9 protein-coding genes are annotated in these 17,580 nt (G+C 39.6%); 5 read left to right on the top strand and 4 right to left on the bottom strand.

The features are described from left to right. The first annotated feature begins 420 nt into the window (after positions 1 to 420). Together AS4_RS17080 and AS4_RS17075 are read left to right on the top strand one after the other, a co-directional pair. On the top strand, positions 421 to 8,202 hold the full coding sequence (locus AS4_RS17080) for a YadA-like family protein (protein WP_096734964.1): 7,782 nt from the start codon (positions 421 to 423) through the stop codon (positions 8,200 to 8,202). A 101-nt stretch (positions 8,203 to 8,303) separates the two neighbouring features. Then, positions 8,304 to 8,720 (top strand): outer membrane protein assembly factor BamE, encoded by a 417-nt coding sequence (locus AS4_RS17075; RefSeq protein WP_096734963.1) that lies wholly within the window; start codon positions 8,304 to 8,306, stop codon positions 8,718 to 8,720. Between the two features lie 176 nt (positions 8,721 to 8,896). Here AS4_RS17075 and AS4_RS17070 read toward each other — a convergent pair whose 3' ends face one another. Continuing rightward, positions 8,897 to 9,958 (bottom strand): alpha/beta hydrolase, encoded by a 1,062-nt coding sequence (locus AS4_RS17070; protein WP_096734962.1) that lies wholly within the window; start codon positions 9,956 to 9,958, stop codon positions 8,897 to 8,899. A 438-nt stretch (positions 9,959 to 10,396) separates the two neighbouring features. Beyond that, the gene (locus AS4_RS17065; protein ID WP_096734961.1) at positions 10,397 to 11,206 is read right to left on the bottom strand and encodes an IclR family transcriptional regulator domain-containing protein; all 810 of its coding nucleotides are present in this window, start codon (positions 11,204 to 11,206) and stop codon (positions 10,397 to 10,399) included. 137 nt (positions 11,207 to 11,343) lie between these two features. On the opposite strand from AS4_RS17065, the gene pobA reads away from it, so the two are divergent. Beyond that, the gene (gene pobA, locus AS4_RS17060; RefSeq protein ID WP_096734960.1) at positions 11,344 to 12,576 is read left to right on the top strand and encodes a 4-hydroxybenzoate 3-monooxygenase; all 1,233 of its coding nucleotides are present in this window, start codon (positions 11,344 to 11,346) and stop codon (positions 12,574 to 12,576) included. Between the two features lie 207 nt (positions 12,577 to 12,783). Next, on the top strand, positions 12,784 to 13,464 hold the full coding sequence (locus AS4_RS17055; RefSeq protein ID WP_004717728.1) for a GntR family transcriptional regulator: 681 nt from the start codon (positions 12,784 to 12,786) through the stop codon (positions 13,462 to 13,464). Between the two features lie 65 nt (positions 13,465 to 13,529). Here AS4_RS17055 and AS4_RS17050 read toward each other — a convergent pair whose 3' ends face one another. Further along, on the bottom strand, positions 13,530 to 14,474 hold the full coding sequence (locus tag AS4_RS17050; protein WP_096734959.1) for a PDR/VanB family oxidoreductase: 945 nt from the start codon (positions 14,472 to 14,474) through the stop codon (positions 13,530 to 13,532). A 12-nt stretch (positions 14,475 to 14,486) separates the two neighbouring features. Then, complete coding sequence (locus AS4_RS17045; protein WP_096734958.1) at positions 14,487 to 15,563, bottom strand: aromatic ring-hydroxylating dioxygenase subunit alpha; 1,077 nt, start codon at positions 15,561 to 15,563, stop codon at positions 14,487 to 14,489. Between the two features lie 647 nt (positions 15,564 to 16,210). Here AS4_RS17045 and AS4_RS17040 point away from each other — a divergent pair. Beyond that, complete coding sequence (locus AS4_RS17040) at positions 16,211 to 17,557, top strand: MFS transporter (RefSeq protein ID WP_096734957.1); 1,347 nt, start codon at positions 16,211 to 16,213, stop codon at positions 17,555 to 17,557. Positions 17,558 to 17,580 lie beyond the last annotated feature (23 nt).

Raw genomic sequence — 17,580 nt, 5'->3', positions numbered from 1 at the left:
AATATATTATTTCATTGTTTTTTTATTCATTTAAATAATATAAGAAATATAGGGAATATTAATTTTTGCTTAAGTAAAGAAGTATTTTAATCATCTTAGTGTGCTTGGATTGCTTATTTGTTTTTAATGAGATTTTTTTGATTGGTAATTTTTTATTAAAAGTTAATTTATTTAAAAAATAAATTTAAGAAAAATAAACAATTTTTTTTGTGTTTTTAAGATTTCTATATTGTTGGTTGTTTTTGTTTAAGTTATTGAAAATAAAATATTATTATTTTTGATGTTGTATATTTGTTTTCTCGATGTTAGCAAAATGTATCGTTTGGTAAACAGTATGGAAAAATATAAATATATTGTGCATTTTATTTGAAAAGTAATTAATAAATTAAAAACGCCATTATAAATGCAGGTATATATATTATGAATAAAGTGTATAAATTGGTCTGGAATACTACGATTGGAAGCTGGATTGTAGTTTCTGAAATTGTAAAAGGTAATAAAAAGTCAAAAGTTAATAAAATTGTGAAGGGGTCGATGTTTTTATTATTTACTGTTGGCTCGAGTGCTATTTTGGCACAAGATATTAATGAGAGTTTAAATGTTAATGGTAGTTTAACTGTAACAGGGGATGTGATTGCAAACGGTGTATCATTAACAACAGTAAATACTGATTTAAATCAAACAAAAAATAATTTAAATACCCTTGATGATCAAGTCAATAATACCTCAACAGGTTTGGCAACTAAGGCTTCCCAGCTTGATTTTGATAGCTTGAATAATCAAGTGAATGATTCAAACACAGGTTTGGCGACGAAAGTATCACAGTCCGATTTTAATAGTTTGAATAATCAAGTTAATGATGTAAACACAGGATTAAGTACTAAGGCATCAGCGACAGATTTGAACTCACTCAAGAATCAAACTTGGAATATACAAAGCAATGGCGGGACGTCTAGCGCTGTAAAAGCTACAGATACCGTGAACTTTGTGAATGGTAAAAATATTGCCGTGACCAATGCGGGTACTGATATTTCAATTTCCACAGTGGATGATCCAGAGTTTAACTCGGTAAAAATTGGTGATACTGCAAATAATACCGTATTGACCAGTACTGCAAATGGTTTAGATCTTGGTGGTGACAAAATCACAAATTTAGCCAACGGTAGCATTGCTGCTGGATCTACAGATGCGGTGACTGGTGGACAAGTGAATGATTTACTTTTCCAAAGTGGTCAAGGTATCAAATACTTCCACACCAATTCATCTCTTGTTGACTCACAAGCCAATGGCTTAAATTCTCTCGCTATTGGCCCAGTGGCAAAATCCGAAGGTGAATTATCAATTGCTATCGGTCATCTCTCAAATGCTACAGGACTCAACAGTATTGCTGTCGGAAATACAGCCAATGCATTAAATGATTATTCTATTGCTTTTGGTAAAGAAACTGGCGCACTTGGGGCCAATTCAACCTCTATCGGAAATGGTGGGCAAGCCAGAGCATTAACCCCAACGTATAACGTGTCCAATACGCAACTGATTGCAATCAATGGTATTCCTGTCACTGCAATGGGAACGGATCCCAGTACAATTACTGAAATTAATGGGGTTGCAGTTTCTGCCACGCAAGTGAATCAGTTCCTTACAGCTTTGCAAAATGGCGCCAATATGTCTGTTGGCGATAAAAGTGTTGCTTTGGGCTCTTCTGCATTGGCGGGTGGGCCTTCAAGTATTGCGATCGGGGATGCAGCTATAGCAACAGGAACGCATTCAAATGCAATTGGTCAGGGTGCAAATGCCGTGGGAACCAATGCCAATGCGATAGGAACCTCGGCATCCGCTGCGACCAATGCCAATGCGATCGGAAATTCAGTGTCTGCAAGTGGAACTGCGAGCGTCGCAATCGGAAATCAAGCGACTTCAGGAGGTGCGAGTTCAATTGCATTGGGTGATGGCGCAAAATCTAGTGTGGTGAATGGTGTTTCAATTGGTAGTGCTGCAGGAGTAGGTTCGATTGGCTCAGGAACATTCGATCGTAATGGACATATCGCTGTTGGAGCAAACGCAGGACAAAATATAAGTGGTAATCAAACGATTGCTATTGGAGTCGGGGCAGGAAGTAATTCGACAGGCAATGTATCAAGTTCTGATTACAATATTGCTTTAGGGAGTGATGCGGGAACCAATTTATCGGGTAATCAGAATATCTCAATTGGTTTTGGCAGCAATAAAGATAGAAATGCTACCGTACAAAGCTCAGTGGCGATCGGTGCGGCAACATTTACTGAAAGTTTAGGTGTAGCAGTTGGAACACGAGCAAGTGTTGCACAAGGCGGTGTTGCACTCGGTTATGACTCGATTGTGACGGGTACTTCAGGGGTTGCAATTGGCTTGGATTCTTTAGCGGGTCAAAGTGATGTGGCTTTAGGTTCAGGAAGTATTGCGCAAAATAACTCACTTGGAAATGGCTATATCACCAATGTCTCTGGTGGTGTGGGAGGCTTTAACATTGTTTCGGTCGGGAATAAAAATGAGCAACGTCGAATTACCAATGTTGCTGATGGCGCTGACTTGCAAGATGCGGTAACCGTCAATCAGATTAAAGCCTTACAAAATGACATTATCCGTGTGATGGGTGCAACAGATGCAAATGGTAATCCTGCAACTATTGGAAGTGGTGGTACTTTACCTTTAATCCAAGTCAATGTTAAAGATCCTTCAGGCAATACCAGTAAACTTCCAACGACGATTCAAGATGCTTTTGATTTACTGGGTTCGGGACAGATTGGTGGGATAGTACCTGATGCTGTGTTGTATAACTCAGACAAATCGGTTGTGAATTTAGTCGGTACAGATGGAACCATTATTCGCAACGTAAAAGGCGATGAAAATGATTTGTCCTCAGCCGTGAATTTTGGGCAATTAAAAACAGCTGTTGCCGAAGCAGGGCCACAATACTTTTCTGTAAACACCACTGATATTAATAATAAAAATAATACAGGGGCAAATGGAGATAATTCTTTAGCAATCGGCCCGAGTGCCAGTACGTCTTCACTTGCTGCAGGCAGTGTTGCCTTAGGCAGTAATGTGATTGTGGCAAGAGAAAGATCAGTTGCGATTGGTGCGGGCGCGGGTTCAGTGGGGGTTTCCTCGATTTCAATCGGTGATTCTTCTATTGCCTCAGGTACAAATAATATTGCGATGGGTAAAAGCGCAGAAAGCCGTGGTGAAGATAGTATTGTCATTGGTAATGGTTCAGAGGCAGATGGCACCAAGTCAAACTATGCGGTCGTTGTAGGGAGTGACGCTGAAGTTAATTCTGCAGATCAAGGGATCGCAATTGGTCGTCAAGCACTGTCTCAAGGGGATAATGCGACGGCAATTGGTTATCAGTCTAAAGCAAATGGTGCGCAGAGTGTTGCTTTAGGACGCTTTGCCACAGCAACTGCAGAAGACAGTATGGCCTATGGAGATAATGCTAAAGCTTCGGGTGTGAATTCCACTGCAATAGGTTCAGATGCAAACAGTACTTCTCAAGATGGTTTGGCAATAGGCTCTCAAGCAAAAAGCTATGCAGCAAAAGCCACGGCAATTGGTCAAAATGCAGAAAGTGCGGGTGAAAATTCAATAGCGTTTGGTGTCAACAGTGTAAGTCGTGCTAAAGATGCCACTGCGATCGGCAATAATGCAACTTCAAATGGGATCAATGCGATTGCACTTGGAAAACAATCCAATGCAAATGCTTTAAATTCAATTGCACTGGGCACAGGAACCAATGCACTTCAAGAAGATGCGATTGCGATTGGAAATAGTGCTTCGGTGAGTGCGAAAGGCGCAACTGTATTGGGCAAGTCTGCAACAGCATCACATGAAAACGCTGTGGTTTTAGGAAATAACTCAGTTTCAGCAGCTTATGTGGCAACCAAATCAGCCATAATTAATGGCAAAACTTATGACTTTGCAGGAGCTCCCGCGGCATCTTCTAGTGTAAGTGTCGGGGATGTTGGGGCAGAACGAACCATTGTCAATGTTGCTGCTGGGCGTATCAGTAGCTCAAGTACAGATGCAATCAATGGCAGTCAATTATATCAAACCAATCAAGCCATTACCGATTTAGCAGACACGCCATTAAGCTTTGCAGGAGACACTGGTGCAAAAGTGGATCGTAAATTGGGTGAGCAATTAAAGCTTACTGGTGGAGCGACAGGGGTGCTCACAGATGGCAATCTCGGGGTGGTAAGTAATGGTACAGATACTTTGCAATTAAAACTGGCCAAAGATGTCAACCTGACTGCTCAAGGAAGCTTAAGCGTTGGAACTTCCAAAATTACAGATGGACAAGTGGAAATTAATGACAGCGCAAATAATAGCAATATCAGCACCTCCACTCAGACAGTGATCACTGCGGGCACAAACAGTAATACCACCAATGCCAGTAGCATTAACTTAAACAATGCGAGCAATAATGTTGTGTTAAGTGGTACGACGGGCACCTTGACTGGATTAACCAACAAAACCTTAACTGAATCAGACTTTGCCAAAATGGGGCGTGCAGCAACAGAAGAACAGCTTAAGTTAGTCAATGAGGTGGCTGAAAATGCCAATAAAGGTTGGAATTTAACCACCAACAAAGACAGTGCAGGTACTACAAATATTGCAGCCACGGATACAGTCGATTTTTCAAATAGTGATGGCAATCTAGCCATTGGTCACACTGGTGCAAATGTCGATCTAAAACTTGCAGAAATCGTTAATGTGGGCGGACTTCCAGGTGGGGCAAACATTGCCATTAATGGCAAAAATGGCACCATTACAGGATTGACCAATACTACTTTTGATCCAAGTAATTATTTATCTGGGCGCGCTGCAACTGAGGATCAATTGGCAACACCAATTACATTTGCTGGAGACAATGCCGGTGTGAATGTCGATCGTAGATTGGGACAACGCTTAAGTATTGTCGGCGGTGAATCTGTTGCAGCCAATTTAACCGACAATAATATTGGTGTAGTTGCAGACAGTACCGACAATAAACTAACCATTAAACTCGCAAAAGATATTCAGCTCGATAGTGTAAATGCGAGTGGTACAGTGATCGATAGCAAAGGCTTAACTTTTGTAAACGCAAGTGGCGGTGCTGTGCCGAATTCACCAAGTGTGACCGTGACAGGAATCAATGCGGGGACCAATAAAGTGACCAATGTTGCATTGGGTGATATTAGTGATAACTCTATGGATGCTGTAAATGGTAGCCAGATTAAACAGATCATTGATAAAGGATTTAGCATCAGTGCAAATGCTGACAGCGCAGCAAAAGATACGATTGGACTTGGTGAGAATGTTGATTTTAGTGCAACCGATGGCAACATTAAAATTACCAACACAGGCAATAATGGCATTAGCTTCGGACTTGAACCTGTGGTCAAGATTGGACCTGCCACAGGCGGAAATCCAGTAACAGTCAACGGCAATACAGGAACAATTACAGGCCTAAGCAATACAACCACATCCAGTAATGACTTTGCTACAGTCGGTCGCGCGGCCACAGAAGAACAGCTCAAACAGATGCAAACTGGGCTCAGTGATGCGGGCTTTGGCTTAACGGCTGGCGATGGTAATAGCATCAACAAAAAATTGGGTGAAAGTATTGAGGTTATTGGTGCCGATAGCAATATTGCCACCAAGGTTGCAGGTGGCAAGGTTGAAATAGAGCTCGCCAAAAATATTGATCTGAGTACTGCAGGCAGCTTAACAGTCGGTACCAGTAAAATTACAGATGGTCAAGTTGAATTAAAAGATGCAGGCAAATCGAATATTAGTACGGTGAATAGTACAATTGTCAGCGATGGTACCAATAGCAGTACGTTAGGTGCAGGAAATATCAATGTCAGTAATGGCACTTATCAAACCCAAGTCGGCCCAACACAAATTCTTGTAGGTGGTGCAAATCCAGTTACGGTGAATGGTTCAACAGGACGGGTGAGTGGTTTAAGCAATACCACTTGGGATCCAAATGCAATTTACAATCAAAAACAAGCTGCGACTGAAGAGCAGTTAAAACAAGTCAGTGATGTGGCTCAGAATGCCAATAAAGGCTGGAACGTCAAAACGGATGCTATTTTGGGGACAACGCAAGTCAAACCAGGAGATACGGTCGATGTTGGTCTAGCGACAGGTGAAACTAATTTAAATGTCAGTGCAAAAAATGATAGTAATGGAACGACAACCATTGATTTCAGTTTAAATAAAGATCTGAATATTGATAGCGTCACTGCGGGTACCGCAACGGACTCCACTGTATTGAATAAAGATGGCATTACTGTACAAGATGGTAGCACTCAAAGTGTGATCAGTTCTGGCGTGATCAGCGTCAAAAATACCGTCAATCATGTTGTCCTTGATGCCAATAAAGGCACTCTAGAAGGTTTAACCAATAAGACTACATCAGGTAATGATTTTGCTACCACAGGTCGTGCAGCCACAGAGGAACAGCTTAAAGAAATCCAAACTGGACTGAATGATGCCGGTTTTGCTTTAACCGCTCAGGATGGCAATACAGTAAATAAGAAATTAGGTGAAAGCGTTGATGTGATTGGCGCTGACAGTAATATCAGTACCAAGGTTGCAGCTGGAAAAGTACAAGTCGAGTTAGCAAAAAATATTGATCTTACTTCTGCAGGAAGCTTAACGGTTGGTAAAAGCAAAATTACTGATGGCAAAGTCGAACTGAAAGATGCTGCTAAATCGAATATCAGTACCGTCGATGGTACATTGGTGAGTGATGCAAATAATAATAGTAGTTGGATTGGTGCAGGCAGTATCAATCTAAGCAATGGCATTTATCAAACCCAAATGGGACCAACACAAATTATTGTGGGCGGTGCAAACCCTGTAACTGTGAATGGTGCAACAGGGACTATTGGTGGGCTGACCAATAAAACATTTAATCCAAATAACTTTGTTAGTGGTCAAGCTGCGACAGAGGATCAGCTTAAAGCGGTGAGCGATCGTATTCAAACAGCAAACCAAGGTTGGAATTTGACCACCAATGGAACCAATAGTAATCCAGTCAAATCAGGCGATACGGTCGATTTTAGTAACAAAGATGGCAATATTAATATCAGTAACAATGCCAATAATGTCAGTGTCGAATTAGCCAAAGATATCCAGGTTGACAGTGTGACTGCAGGCAATACCGTAATCAATAATGATGGTCTTAGCATTACTGGCGGGCCAAGTGTGACTAAAAATGGTATTGATGCTGCGGGTAATAAAGTCACCAATGTTGCAGAGGGGAGTATTGCTCAGAGCAGTAAAGATGCGGTGAATGGAAGCCAGATTCATAATATTATTGGGGATGGTGCATTCCAAGGCGGAGATGGCAATACCATTACCAACATCGGTGGGACAGGTGCAACCAACATTAATGATGCGATTAGCTCAATCAACCAAAAAGCTGGGCAACATGCTACAGTTATTGCTGGGCAGAATATGACGGTCACTGAAACAACCAATAGCCTAGGAGGTAAGGAATATAAGGTTGCAACAGCAGATGACGTAAAATTTAACACGGTTACTGCAAATACGGTTACTGCAGATAATGTCATAGCAAACACAGTCAAAGTGGGTGATGTTGCAATAGATCAAAATGGAATAAATGCTGGGAATAAAAAAATCACCAATGTTGCAGCAGGTGAAGTATCCAGCACTTCAAAAGATGCGGTTAATGGTTCACAACTTAATACGTCAAACCAATACATCACCACATCATTAGGCGGTGGCGCAAAATATGAAAATGGTCAGTTCGCTCCGCCAACCTACAATGTAAATAACGGCTCATATCATAATGTGGGTGATGCCTTAGGTGCGCTTAATCAGGCTGATATTGATTTAGGTAATAAAATTACCAATCTAGGCGATCGTTTAGAGCAAGTATTTTATGACACCAATGGTCGCATAGATGATTTAGAGAAAAGAGCCAGTGCAGGCAATGCGCAAGCACTTGCAACAGCAGGTTTACCTCAAGCTTATATTCCAGGCAAAAGTATGATGGCAATCAGTGGGGGGACTTACCGTGGAGAAAGTGGGTATGCGATCGGGATGTCATCAATTTCAGATAATGGTCGATGGGTGTTTAAGGTGAGTGGAAGTGGTAACTCGCGTGGTGATTTTGGGGGAACTGTAGGTACTGGGATCCAATGGTAGGTTAGGGGAGCTAAGGCATTTGAACCATTTAAACAGTGTTTTAGCTTACCATTTTTTGGATTCAAATTAACGAGAACAAGAATTTATACGAGAGTCGACATATGAAAAATTTATTGATACTGAGTTTAATCGCCGTAACATTGAGTGCTTGTGCCACAGGAACCATTATTTCTAAAGACGGTAAAACGGATCAAGCGAAATGGCACAAGGTTGATGATGTTATTTTAAATAAAAAAGCGGGAACATTCCCAAATGTACAGAACTTAAATCAAGTCAGAGCAGGAATGACCAAAGATCAACTTTACGCACTGATTGGCCGACCTCAATATGAGGATGGTTGGAGAGCTAGAGAATGGAATTATTTGTTCCATTTCACGACTGCAGACCGTAGCAATGACACTATTACAACATGTCAGTTTAAAATTTTATTTGACCAGGAAAAGATCGCAAGAAGCTTTTACTGGAATCCAATACAGCCTAAAGATGGCCTTTGTCCTCCCTCTCTTGAATTAAAGTAACAATCAGTGAGTAGATGATTGAAGGCTTTAAAATTGTATACTTTAAGCATTTAATTTTTTGCGTGTATAAAAATTCAAACTCAAACAACAGTGTGTAAAGAGAATAAAACCACATCGATGTGAACACTTTAAATAAGCGGTCACATCGATGTGGCACATTTAAATCATATACGTTTTTAAGATGATGTTTTAACACGCCATTGAGGATAGATCGAAAGGATGTAGTCCTGAAATTGTTGTATCACTTTTGGATTGTTTGAACGCTTTAAATAGTCTAAAACACGATCCAAGTAAGCCTCACTGGGTTGTATCTCAAAGCCTAAATTTTGACTTAATTGAGCATAATGTTGTTTTATAAGATTGGGATTTTCTGGGATCGCTTTAATATTGACTCGCATACCTTCAAAAATATAACGCAAACCATCAAGATTACCTTTGATTGGTACAGTACCGTGATCTTCACCCTCATACTGGACATATTTATAGTTCAGTTGAGTAAAAGGCTGTTGACTTAAATATTGATTGAACTTTTTGATACCCTTGTAATGGTTGTCTAAACTGTTTGTATTTTCACTGGCACCAACTTGGGTTAAAAATAAAGTTTTATGCTGAAAATCTTGATTGTTCGCTTCCTTAAAACGTTTCAACATGATCTCATCATCCCACCAAATACTAGGGTCATGGACAATATAGGCTTGGATATTTTGTTGACCATTGAGCATATGATTGAGTGCGGTAATACCTCCGAAAGAATGACCAATCAATATATTTAACCCATTCGTACGATATTTTTTCTCAATATCAGGCATGAGCTCAGATTCTAAAAATTTAAAAAATGCGACATTTCCACCAGTTTCACTTTCAATTACACGTCCTTCATTAATTTCAGGCTTTTGCTTGGTTGGGGTTAAGTCTCGAGCACGATCTGTATTGACGATGCCCACAACGACCATTTCAGGAATCGAGGGATAAGGTGACTTCGATAATTTCTCGACAATTCCTGTCAAATAATGAAAGTTAGTTTCGCTATCTAATAGATAAATCACAGGATATTTTTGCTTGGGATATTTGCCATATGTAGCAGGGAGATAGATCTGGATTGGTCTTTTTTCATTTAAAATAGCGGAAGATATGTTTTGTGTTTCTCCAATACGAATGCTGTTATCGGCAAAAGTATGTATTGAGATTTGCATGATCAACACGCCTAGCGCCAAGTAGAGAGAAGTTTTCTTCAACATGAAAAATGACCTATTCGATAACAGTGATGTGATTACGCCTGTTGAGAAACTTATTAATTGCTCAAGTATGGGTACTGATGATTTACAAATAAAAAAAGATTAAATTCAGTTCAGGCTTTGTTGCTGGCTGGCAGAGCTTTTAGCAGAAACAGGTGTTTTGCAGCATCTGTTTGTATTTTTATAACTGACCAAAGTCATAGAGTTGAGTACACGATTTGCTATTGGCTGAATAAGAATAGATTGGATCATAAAATTGATTTTTATAAATATGCGAATAATAATTATTATCTTTTAAGCTGGTGGTAAAAATCAATATGGATCTTTATGTTTTATAAATTTATATTGTTTTGCGCTGTCATGAACAAGTTAAAAATTATGCGTTTAAAAAAATTAGCCTTTAAGTACTATGGTTCCCATTAAAATTTCTTCAACGTATTTTTAAACCATACTCCTTAACTCATAGGCTGTATTTCTCAGTAAAGGCAAAACCTGCTGAATCAGCTGTTCTTCAGTGACACGATGTGTTTGTGCAATACAGTTTAATGCAGCGACGGCTTTGCCTTGTGCATTTAAGACTGGAACTGCAATGGCAATAACCCCTAATTCATGTTGTTCTTTTGATAGACAATAATCTTGTTTTTGAATCTCTGCCAATACTTGATAAAACTGGGCTTCATCTTGAATGGTATAAGCGGTGAGGCGTTTCAAACTATATTTATTTACCCAGTGTTTTTGTTCTTCTAAATTTAATGCTGCCAATAAAACCTTGCCTGTTGAGGTTGCATGTGCAGGCAAACGATTGCCCAAATGCATCCCATACGGGCTGAGGCGTAAATTATCATGTTGAGGTAAGTAGCTTCGCGCAATCGGAACAACTTCATGTTCATCTAAAACCACCAGCGAAAAAGTCAGACTGGTTTGTGCGCTTAACAGGTTGAGAATAGGTTGCACAACTTTAGGCAGATGTGCAGAGCTTAAATAGGAGCTCGATAAGCGTAACACTTTGTGAGTTAACCAAAAGTAGTGATCATCAGTTTCTAAATAACCTAAATATTTTAAAGTTCGTAAATATCTTCGTGCCGCTGTACGGCTCAATCCTGTGCGCTCTGCAATTTGAGTCGAATTGAGTTTTTGACGATCAACTCCAAAGGCTTCAAGCAAACTTAGCCCTTTAGCCAGTCCAGCGATGTAATCGTCTTGCTTAATGGTTTCACCTGAAACTTCGTTCTCAATTAAATCGTATCTCATCGTTCATCCATTCCCGATTATAATTTTATGGCCGATATACGGTCATTGTTGCCACTATACGGCGATTATCCAGTTTTCACCATATCAAAAAGAGATCAAAAAAATTAATTTAATGGTCAGGATATGGAGAAAATGTTATGGAAAATTTAACCACACAAGTGGCGATTATTGGTTCAGGCCCAGCTGGGCTATTGCTTGGACAACTGTTGTTTAAAGCAGGTATCTCCCACGTAATCATTGAGCAACGCAGTGCTGAATACGTAGCTGCACGTATTCGAGCAGGGATACTTGAACAAGTATCGGTTGATTTATTGAAGCAAGCGGGTGTGGATGAAAATCTAAACAAGTTTGGCTTAGCGCATGAGGGGATTGAAATTTTAACCAATGGCTTAAAGCATCGTGTGAATTTATCTGAGTTAACTCAGGGAAAGCAAGTTACGGTTTATGGACAAACAGAAGTCACAAAAGATTTAATGCATGCGCGTGAAGCGGCAGGTTTATGCACTTACTACGAAGCTGAGAATATGCAAATTCATGATTTTGAGCAAAACCCGTATGTTAGCTTTCAGCAAAATGGTCAATCGTACCAGCTTAGATGTGATTTTATTGCAGGCTGTGATGGTTATCATGGAGTCTGTCGTGCAAGCGTGCCACAAGATAAAATCAAAACTTTTGAAAAGATTTATCCATTCGGTTGGTTAGGTGTACTTGCAGATGTTCCACCTGTTTCAGATGAATTAATCTATGTACAGTCAGAACGTGGTTTTGCTTTATGTAGTATGCGTTCAAAAAACCGTAGCCGATATTATTTGCAAGTTCCTGTGACGGATCATGTCGATGAATGGTCTGACCAACGATTTTGGGATGAGTTAAAAAATCGCCTTGATGAAGAAAGTCGTAAAAATTTGGTTACAGGTACTTCAATTGAAAAAAGTATTGCACCTTTACGCAGTTTTGTAACAGAGCCAATGCGATTTGGGAAACTATTTTTAGCAGGAGATGCCGCACATATCGTTCCACCGACTGGGGCAAAAGGTTTAAATTTAGCTGCATCTGATATCGCTTATTTGTCAAATGCCTTAATTGAATTTTATCTCAATGGTTCAGAACAAGGCATCGAGGAATATTCTGAAAAATGCTTAAAACGTGTGTGGAAAGCAGAACGTTTTTCATGGTGGATGACGCATTTACTACATCGTTTTGAAACGGAAAGTGAGTTTGATCATAAAATTAAGCAGGCTGAATTGAGTTATATTTTAGATTCACATGCGGGTTTAACCACATTGGCTGAAAACTATGTGGGTTTACCTTATGAAATAAAAACATTTAATGAGGTGCAGGGGAGTCGTTCAGACTTGCTTAGTCATTAATTTTTGAAAAATAGAAAGTTACCTATTTTGAGCAAGGTTTTAAATCTTAATTAAATATAGGTGGCTTTCTTTTTCTTTTTTATACAACAAAGCTGATCAGGCTTTTTTTGAAGCTTAAACCAAATAGATTCAAATCGAAAATTTGTTTTCATTTTATAGATGAACTTGTTAGCATCAAAGAGTATTTTTGATAGCGTGTGACAGTGAATGTCTTCAGGTCAACAAGTTTTAATTAAACTTAGAAAAATGATTATTGCTGGGGAGCTAGAGGGCGGTGCCAGAGTGGCAGAGATCCCAACGGCTGAGTTGCTTGGGGTATCAAGACAGCCTGTGCGTATGGCATTTCGTTTGCTTGAGCAAGAAGGTTTATTGATTAAAAATCCGACTCGAGGTTATACGGTTCGAGAAATTTCAGAAAAATTGATCAATGATGCACTTGAAGTGCGTGGCATCCTTGAAGGACTGGCTGCTAAAACCATTGCAGAACAAGGTTTGACGGAAGAACAGAAAAAAACACTACAAAATTGCATTGTCGAAACTGAAAAACTTTTTGATGGAAAAACTGAGTTTGGTGATCATGAGCTGGAACGTTACCATCACTTTAATGTGATTTTTCACGATACCATTATTCAAGGCGCGCAAAATGTTGCATTGATCCAAGCCTTAGCCAAAAACAATCAATTGCCCATGGCCTCGGCCCAAGCCATTACCTATGACCAAACTCAAGCACTTTCAGAATATCGTCGCTTACATTATGCCCATCTACAACACTGTTCAATTTACGATGCTTTAATGCATAGACAAGCTGGGCGTGCTGAAACATTGATGCGGGAACATAGTAGTGTTGTGGTTTTGGGCGAGACCTTAAGAAACGTGTTGTCTCAATAAAACCGAAAAGAAATATCAACAGACCCTCAGCAGCTCTTTTAATCGAATCAAAGGGCTGTTTTTCATTAGAATTCAATCAGCAAACTGGTAGATTTTGCGCGGGAACAGCAGGGGGTAAACTGGTTATTTAATGCATGTTCTTCGTCAGTCATAAATACATCACGGTGATCTGGAATTCCTGCAAGCACACGCGTGATACAGGTTCCGCAGATACCTTGTTCACAAGAAATAGGGACATCAAAACCGTTCTCAATTAAGGCTTGGGTTGCTGTTTGATGAGGCTGTACTTCGATTCGACGGTCACTGCCTTTGATTTCAATGGTAAAAGCAGCATTGTTAGATGCCTCTGACTTTTGTGCGACAAAGTGTTCTTGATGTAGCTGCTCTGTCTGCCAGCCCATGTGTTGAGCTGACTCCATCACAAATGCCATAAAACCTGCTGGCCCACAAACATATAAATGTCTATCGGATGAATTCTGTTCCAAGACGGACGACATATCACATTGAGTTTCTGGTTGACCTTGAATATGAAAATGAATCTGACCTGCAAAGTGTTCGGTTAAATTTCCATAGAAAGCAATCATTTCATGACTACGTACAAAATAATGCAATTCAAATGGGATCCGCTGAGCTTTAAGCCGATATGCCATTGAAAGAATCGGAGTAATGCCGATACCACCTGCAAATAAGATTGCCTTTTGGGTATGAGGATGAATTTCAAATAAGTTACGTGGTGCGCCAATACGTAATTGATCACCTTCACGATACTCGGTATGCATGCAACGAGAACCACCTCTGGAATGCTCATCATGCAAAACACCAATTACATAACGATGTTTTTCACTACAACAGTTTGAAAGTGAGTATTGGCGTGTTAAGCCATTTTTGAGATGTACATCAATATGTGCGCCTGCCTCAAAGCTTGGAAGGGCAGAACCATTGCTTGAAACCAATTCAAAGGCTCGAATTGATGGAGTAAGCTGGTGAATTTTATCAATAACAACGTCCATGTGTATTCTCCTTTAAATCACCCGAATATTTGGAAACTTATGTTTTGTTGTTTCAGGCGTGAGCGTACTTTCTTGTGCCAGTAATCGGTCAATCACTTTACGTGACTGTACGCCACCAGCATCGATATTTAGCATCAGTAACTGGCGATGGGGATTTCGTAAAATATTTTGTTGCTGTTGTTCCAGCATTTCTAAATCTTCGGTAAAGATTTTGCCTTGACCTTCGCGAATGAGATCAGTGAGGGTCGGGTTATCTTGTTGGAAATTACGTGCCATTCCCCAAAAATACCAATGCGAGGTTTCTGTTTCAGGGCTAATAAAATCAACCACAATCGATGACACTTTTTTATCTTTAGGGGCATGATATCCGCCATGTCCAGCATGAGCGACACCCACTTCAATGTGTACGTTACTTGGTGCAACGAAGTGACAGCGTTGCCAACGATCTACAGCAACATCATCTGCTAAGTTATTACAACGAAGTGCCATTTGCCAAAATGGAGGAGCGATGACATTTTCCATATAACGTTCAGTAATGACATGATCACCATCGACCTCGGTGACAGGAAGTGCTTCATCAATTTCTTTTTGCCCAATACTGCTCGAATGGACATAGGTTTCATGGGTCAGATCCATAAGGTTATCGACCATCAAACGATAATCACAATGGATATGGAATAAACCACCACCATAGCTCCACTCAGGATGTTCTGCCCATTCTAGTGTTGGAAGTTTGGACTCATCAGCCAAAGTTTGATCACCAGGCCAAACCCAAATAAAGCCAAACTTTTCTATGGCTGCATAGGCTTTATTGCAGGGGAAACCGTTTACACGTTGAGCTGGCATAGAAATGGTTTTTCCCTCGCATCCCATGACTAAACCATGATAACCACAAACTAAATTGCCATCTTCTACATAGCCTAATGATAATGGGGCGCCACGATGTGGACAAAAATCTTCAACAGCAGCAACTTGATTTTCTTTGCCGCGATAGAAAACAATTTTTTCACCACAGATGGTGCGACCAAGTGGCTTATCTTGGATATCTTCAGGATAGCAAGCAACATACCATGCATTTTTTATAAACATTTGTGATGACTCCTTATCACTTATTGGATCCAATTTATATCAACACAAGTAAACGGTCAATCGATAAAATGATCATTTTTGATCATTGAAGTCTTTGATTTGGGCTTGTTTGTTTTGTATTTATCAGTATTTTACTGTTTTTATTTAAAAAATATCTCTACGATATTTATGTGGTTATTTGTGCTTTTATTTATATTTTGGATCCAATTTGTATTTTTGTTGAATACCTATCACGTTGCGAAAACTGAAATATTTAAAAATAAGGGGGTGGGCTTTTTGAATATCCTCAATAAGGTCACTGACTTAGAAGAGGTTAAATGAACTAAATGGATCCATTTTAGTGTAATTTTAAAATATGTATATCCATTTTTCATTCTTTTAATTTAAATATATTGATTTAAATCATATATTTTATAGTTTTTAATCTAATTTTGTAAATATTTTTTAATAATACTATTGATTTTTTGGATCCAATTAATCAAGATGAAATAGAGCAGGACGCTCCAAAAAAATATTCTTGTTCAAAAACGAGTTTTAAAAATTAAATTATTCCTCTAGGTAATTATGGATACGGATATGCATAACCACCCAACGACGCAGCACAGCAATGTCGTGTGTATATCCTACCCAGATTGGGAGATACACAAATGGAAAGAGATGTGCTTGGTGAGATAAGTCAAAATAAGATGAGCCGCTATCAATGGTTTGTGATTTTGATTTGTGTTTTCCTCAATATTATTGATGGTTTTGATGTCATGGTTATGGCATTTACTGCACCTTCAGTTTCAGCGGATTGGTCGCTTTCTGGTGCTCAAATCGGTTTGTTATTAAGTGCTGGTCTATTTGGTATGGCTGCTGGTTCGATTTTTCTGGCACCACTTGCCGATAAAATTGGTCGCCGTTTACTGATCTTAATTTGTTTGGTGATTGCTGGAATCAGCATGCTGGCATGTGCTTTTGTCAATAGTCATAGCATGTTGGCCATGCTTCGTTTTGTCACAGGGATTGGGGTTGGCGGTATTCTTGCCAGTAGCAATGTTTTGGCCAGTGAATATGCCAATACGCGCTGGAGAAGTTTTGCGGTCAGTTTAATGTCTACAGGATATGGGATTGGTGCCACACTTGGTGGGATATTGTCACTGACACTGATTGAACATTTAGGCTGGCGCTCGATTTTCCTTGCAGGTGGGATCACAACCATTGCAATGCTGTTGGTGAGTATATGGTTATTGCCTGAGTCCTTAGATTATTTGTTGGCAAAAAGACCACAACAAGCGCTAGCGCGAATGAACTCAGTATTACAGCGTATGGGCTTAAATCATCTAGATGCCTTACCTGATTATGCAAAAAGTGATGCAAAGGGTGGCGGAGATTTTGCCAAATTATTTGGTGGGCAACAGGGCTTTCAAACATTGTGTCTATGGGGTGCTTTCTTTCTCGTAATGTTTGGCTTCTATTTTGTAATGAGTTGGACACCGAAAATTTTAATTTCAATGGGAATGTCGGCTGAACAAGGGGTTACCACAGGTATTTTAATTAGTATTGGCGGGATCTTTGGTGCAGCAATTATTGGTTTGCTGGCATCCCGTATCAAAATCTTCTATGCCTTAAGTCTATTTCTAGGACTAACTGCCGCATGTGTGTTTTTATTCGTGGCTGTCTCGGCCCAAGTGAGCGTGGCATTGATTGTTGGCCTATTACTTGGAACGCTGATTAATGGTTGTATTGCAGGTTTATATTCTATTTCACCTACAATTTACGACGCCGATATTCGTAGCCGTGGCGTAGGCTATGCCATCGGTTTTGGACGTATTGGTGCCATTTTATCACCAACAATTGCAGGCATTTTTTTAGATAAAGGTATAGCGCCAGCCACGCTTTATGCATATTACGGGGTGGTGTTTATTTTGGCAATTGTACTTATTTTAATGTTAGGTAATGCATTTTATCGACATAAAAATGAAGCAGCCTATACGCTTAAAACAACAACTTAATCCTCTAAAAATTAAATGGTTGA

The organism is Acinetobacter guillouiae (genome assembly GCF_002370525.2).
In the GTDB taxonomy this organism is placed as follows: Bacteria; Pseudomonadota; Gammaproteobacteria; order Pseudomonadales; family Moraxellaceae; genus Acinetobacter; species Acinetobacter guillouiae.
Note: the sequence above shows the minus strand (reverse complement) of the source record. Positions and strands in the feature narration are given on the sequence as shown.

Coding starts and splice junctions, on each gene's coding strand:
- AS4_RS17055 (WP_004717728.1), top strand. CDS start 12,784: ATGTCTTCAGGTCAACAAGTTTTAATTAAACTTAGAAAAATGATTATT.
- AS4_RS17065 (WP_096734961.1), bottom strand. CDS start 11,206: ATGAGATACGATTTAATTGAGAACGAAGTTTCAGGTGAAACCATTAAG.
- AS4_RS17050 (WP_096734959.1), bottom strand. CDS start 14,474: ATGGACGTTGTTATTGATAAAATTCACCAGCTTACTCCATCAATTCGA.
- AS4_RS17080 (WP_096734964.1), top strand. CDS start 421: ATGAATAAAGTGTATAAATTGGTCTGGAATACTACGATTGGAAGCTGG.
- AS4_RS17040 (WP_096734957.1), top strand. CDS start 16,211: ATGGAAAGAGATGTGCTTGGTGAGATAAGTCAAAATAAGATGAGCCGC.
- pobA (WP_096734960.1), top strand. CDS start 11,344: ATGGAAAATTTAACCACACAAGTGGCGATTATTGGTTCAGGCCCAGCT.
- AS4_RS17045 (WP_096734958.1), bottom strand. CDS start 15,563: ATGTTTATAAAAAATGCATGGTATGTTGCTTGCTATCCTGAAGATATC.
- AS4_RS17075 (WP_096734963.1), top strand. CDS start 8,304: ATGAAAAATTTATTGATACTGAGTTTAATCGCCGTAACATTGAGTGCT.
- AS4_RS17070 (WP_096734962.1), bottom strand. CDS start 9,958: ATGTTGAAGAAAACTTCTCTCTACTTGGCGCTAGGCGTGTTGATCATG.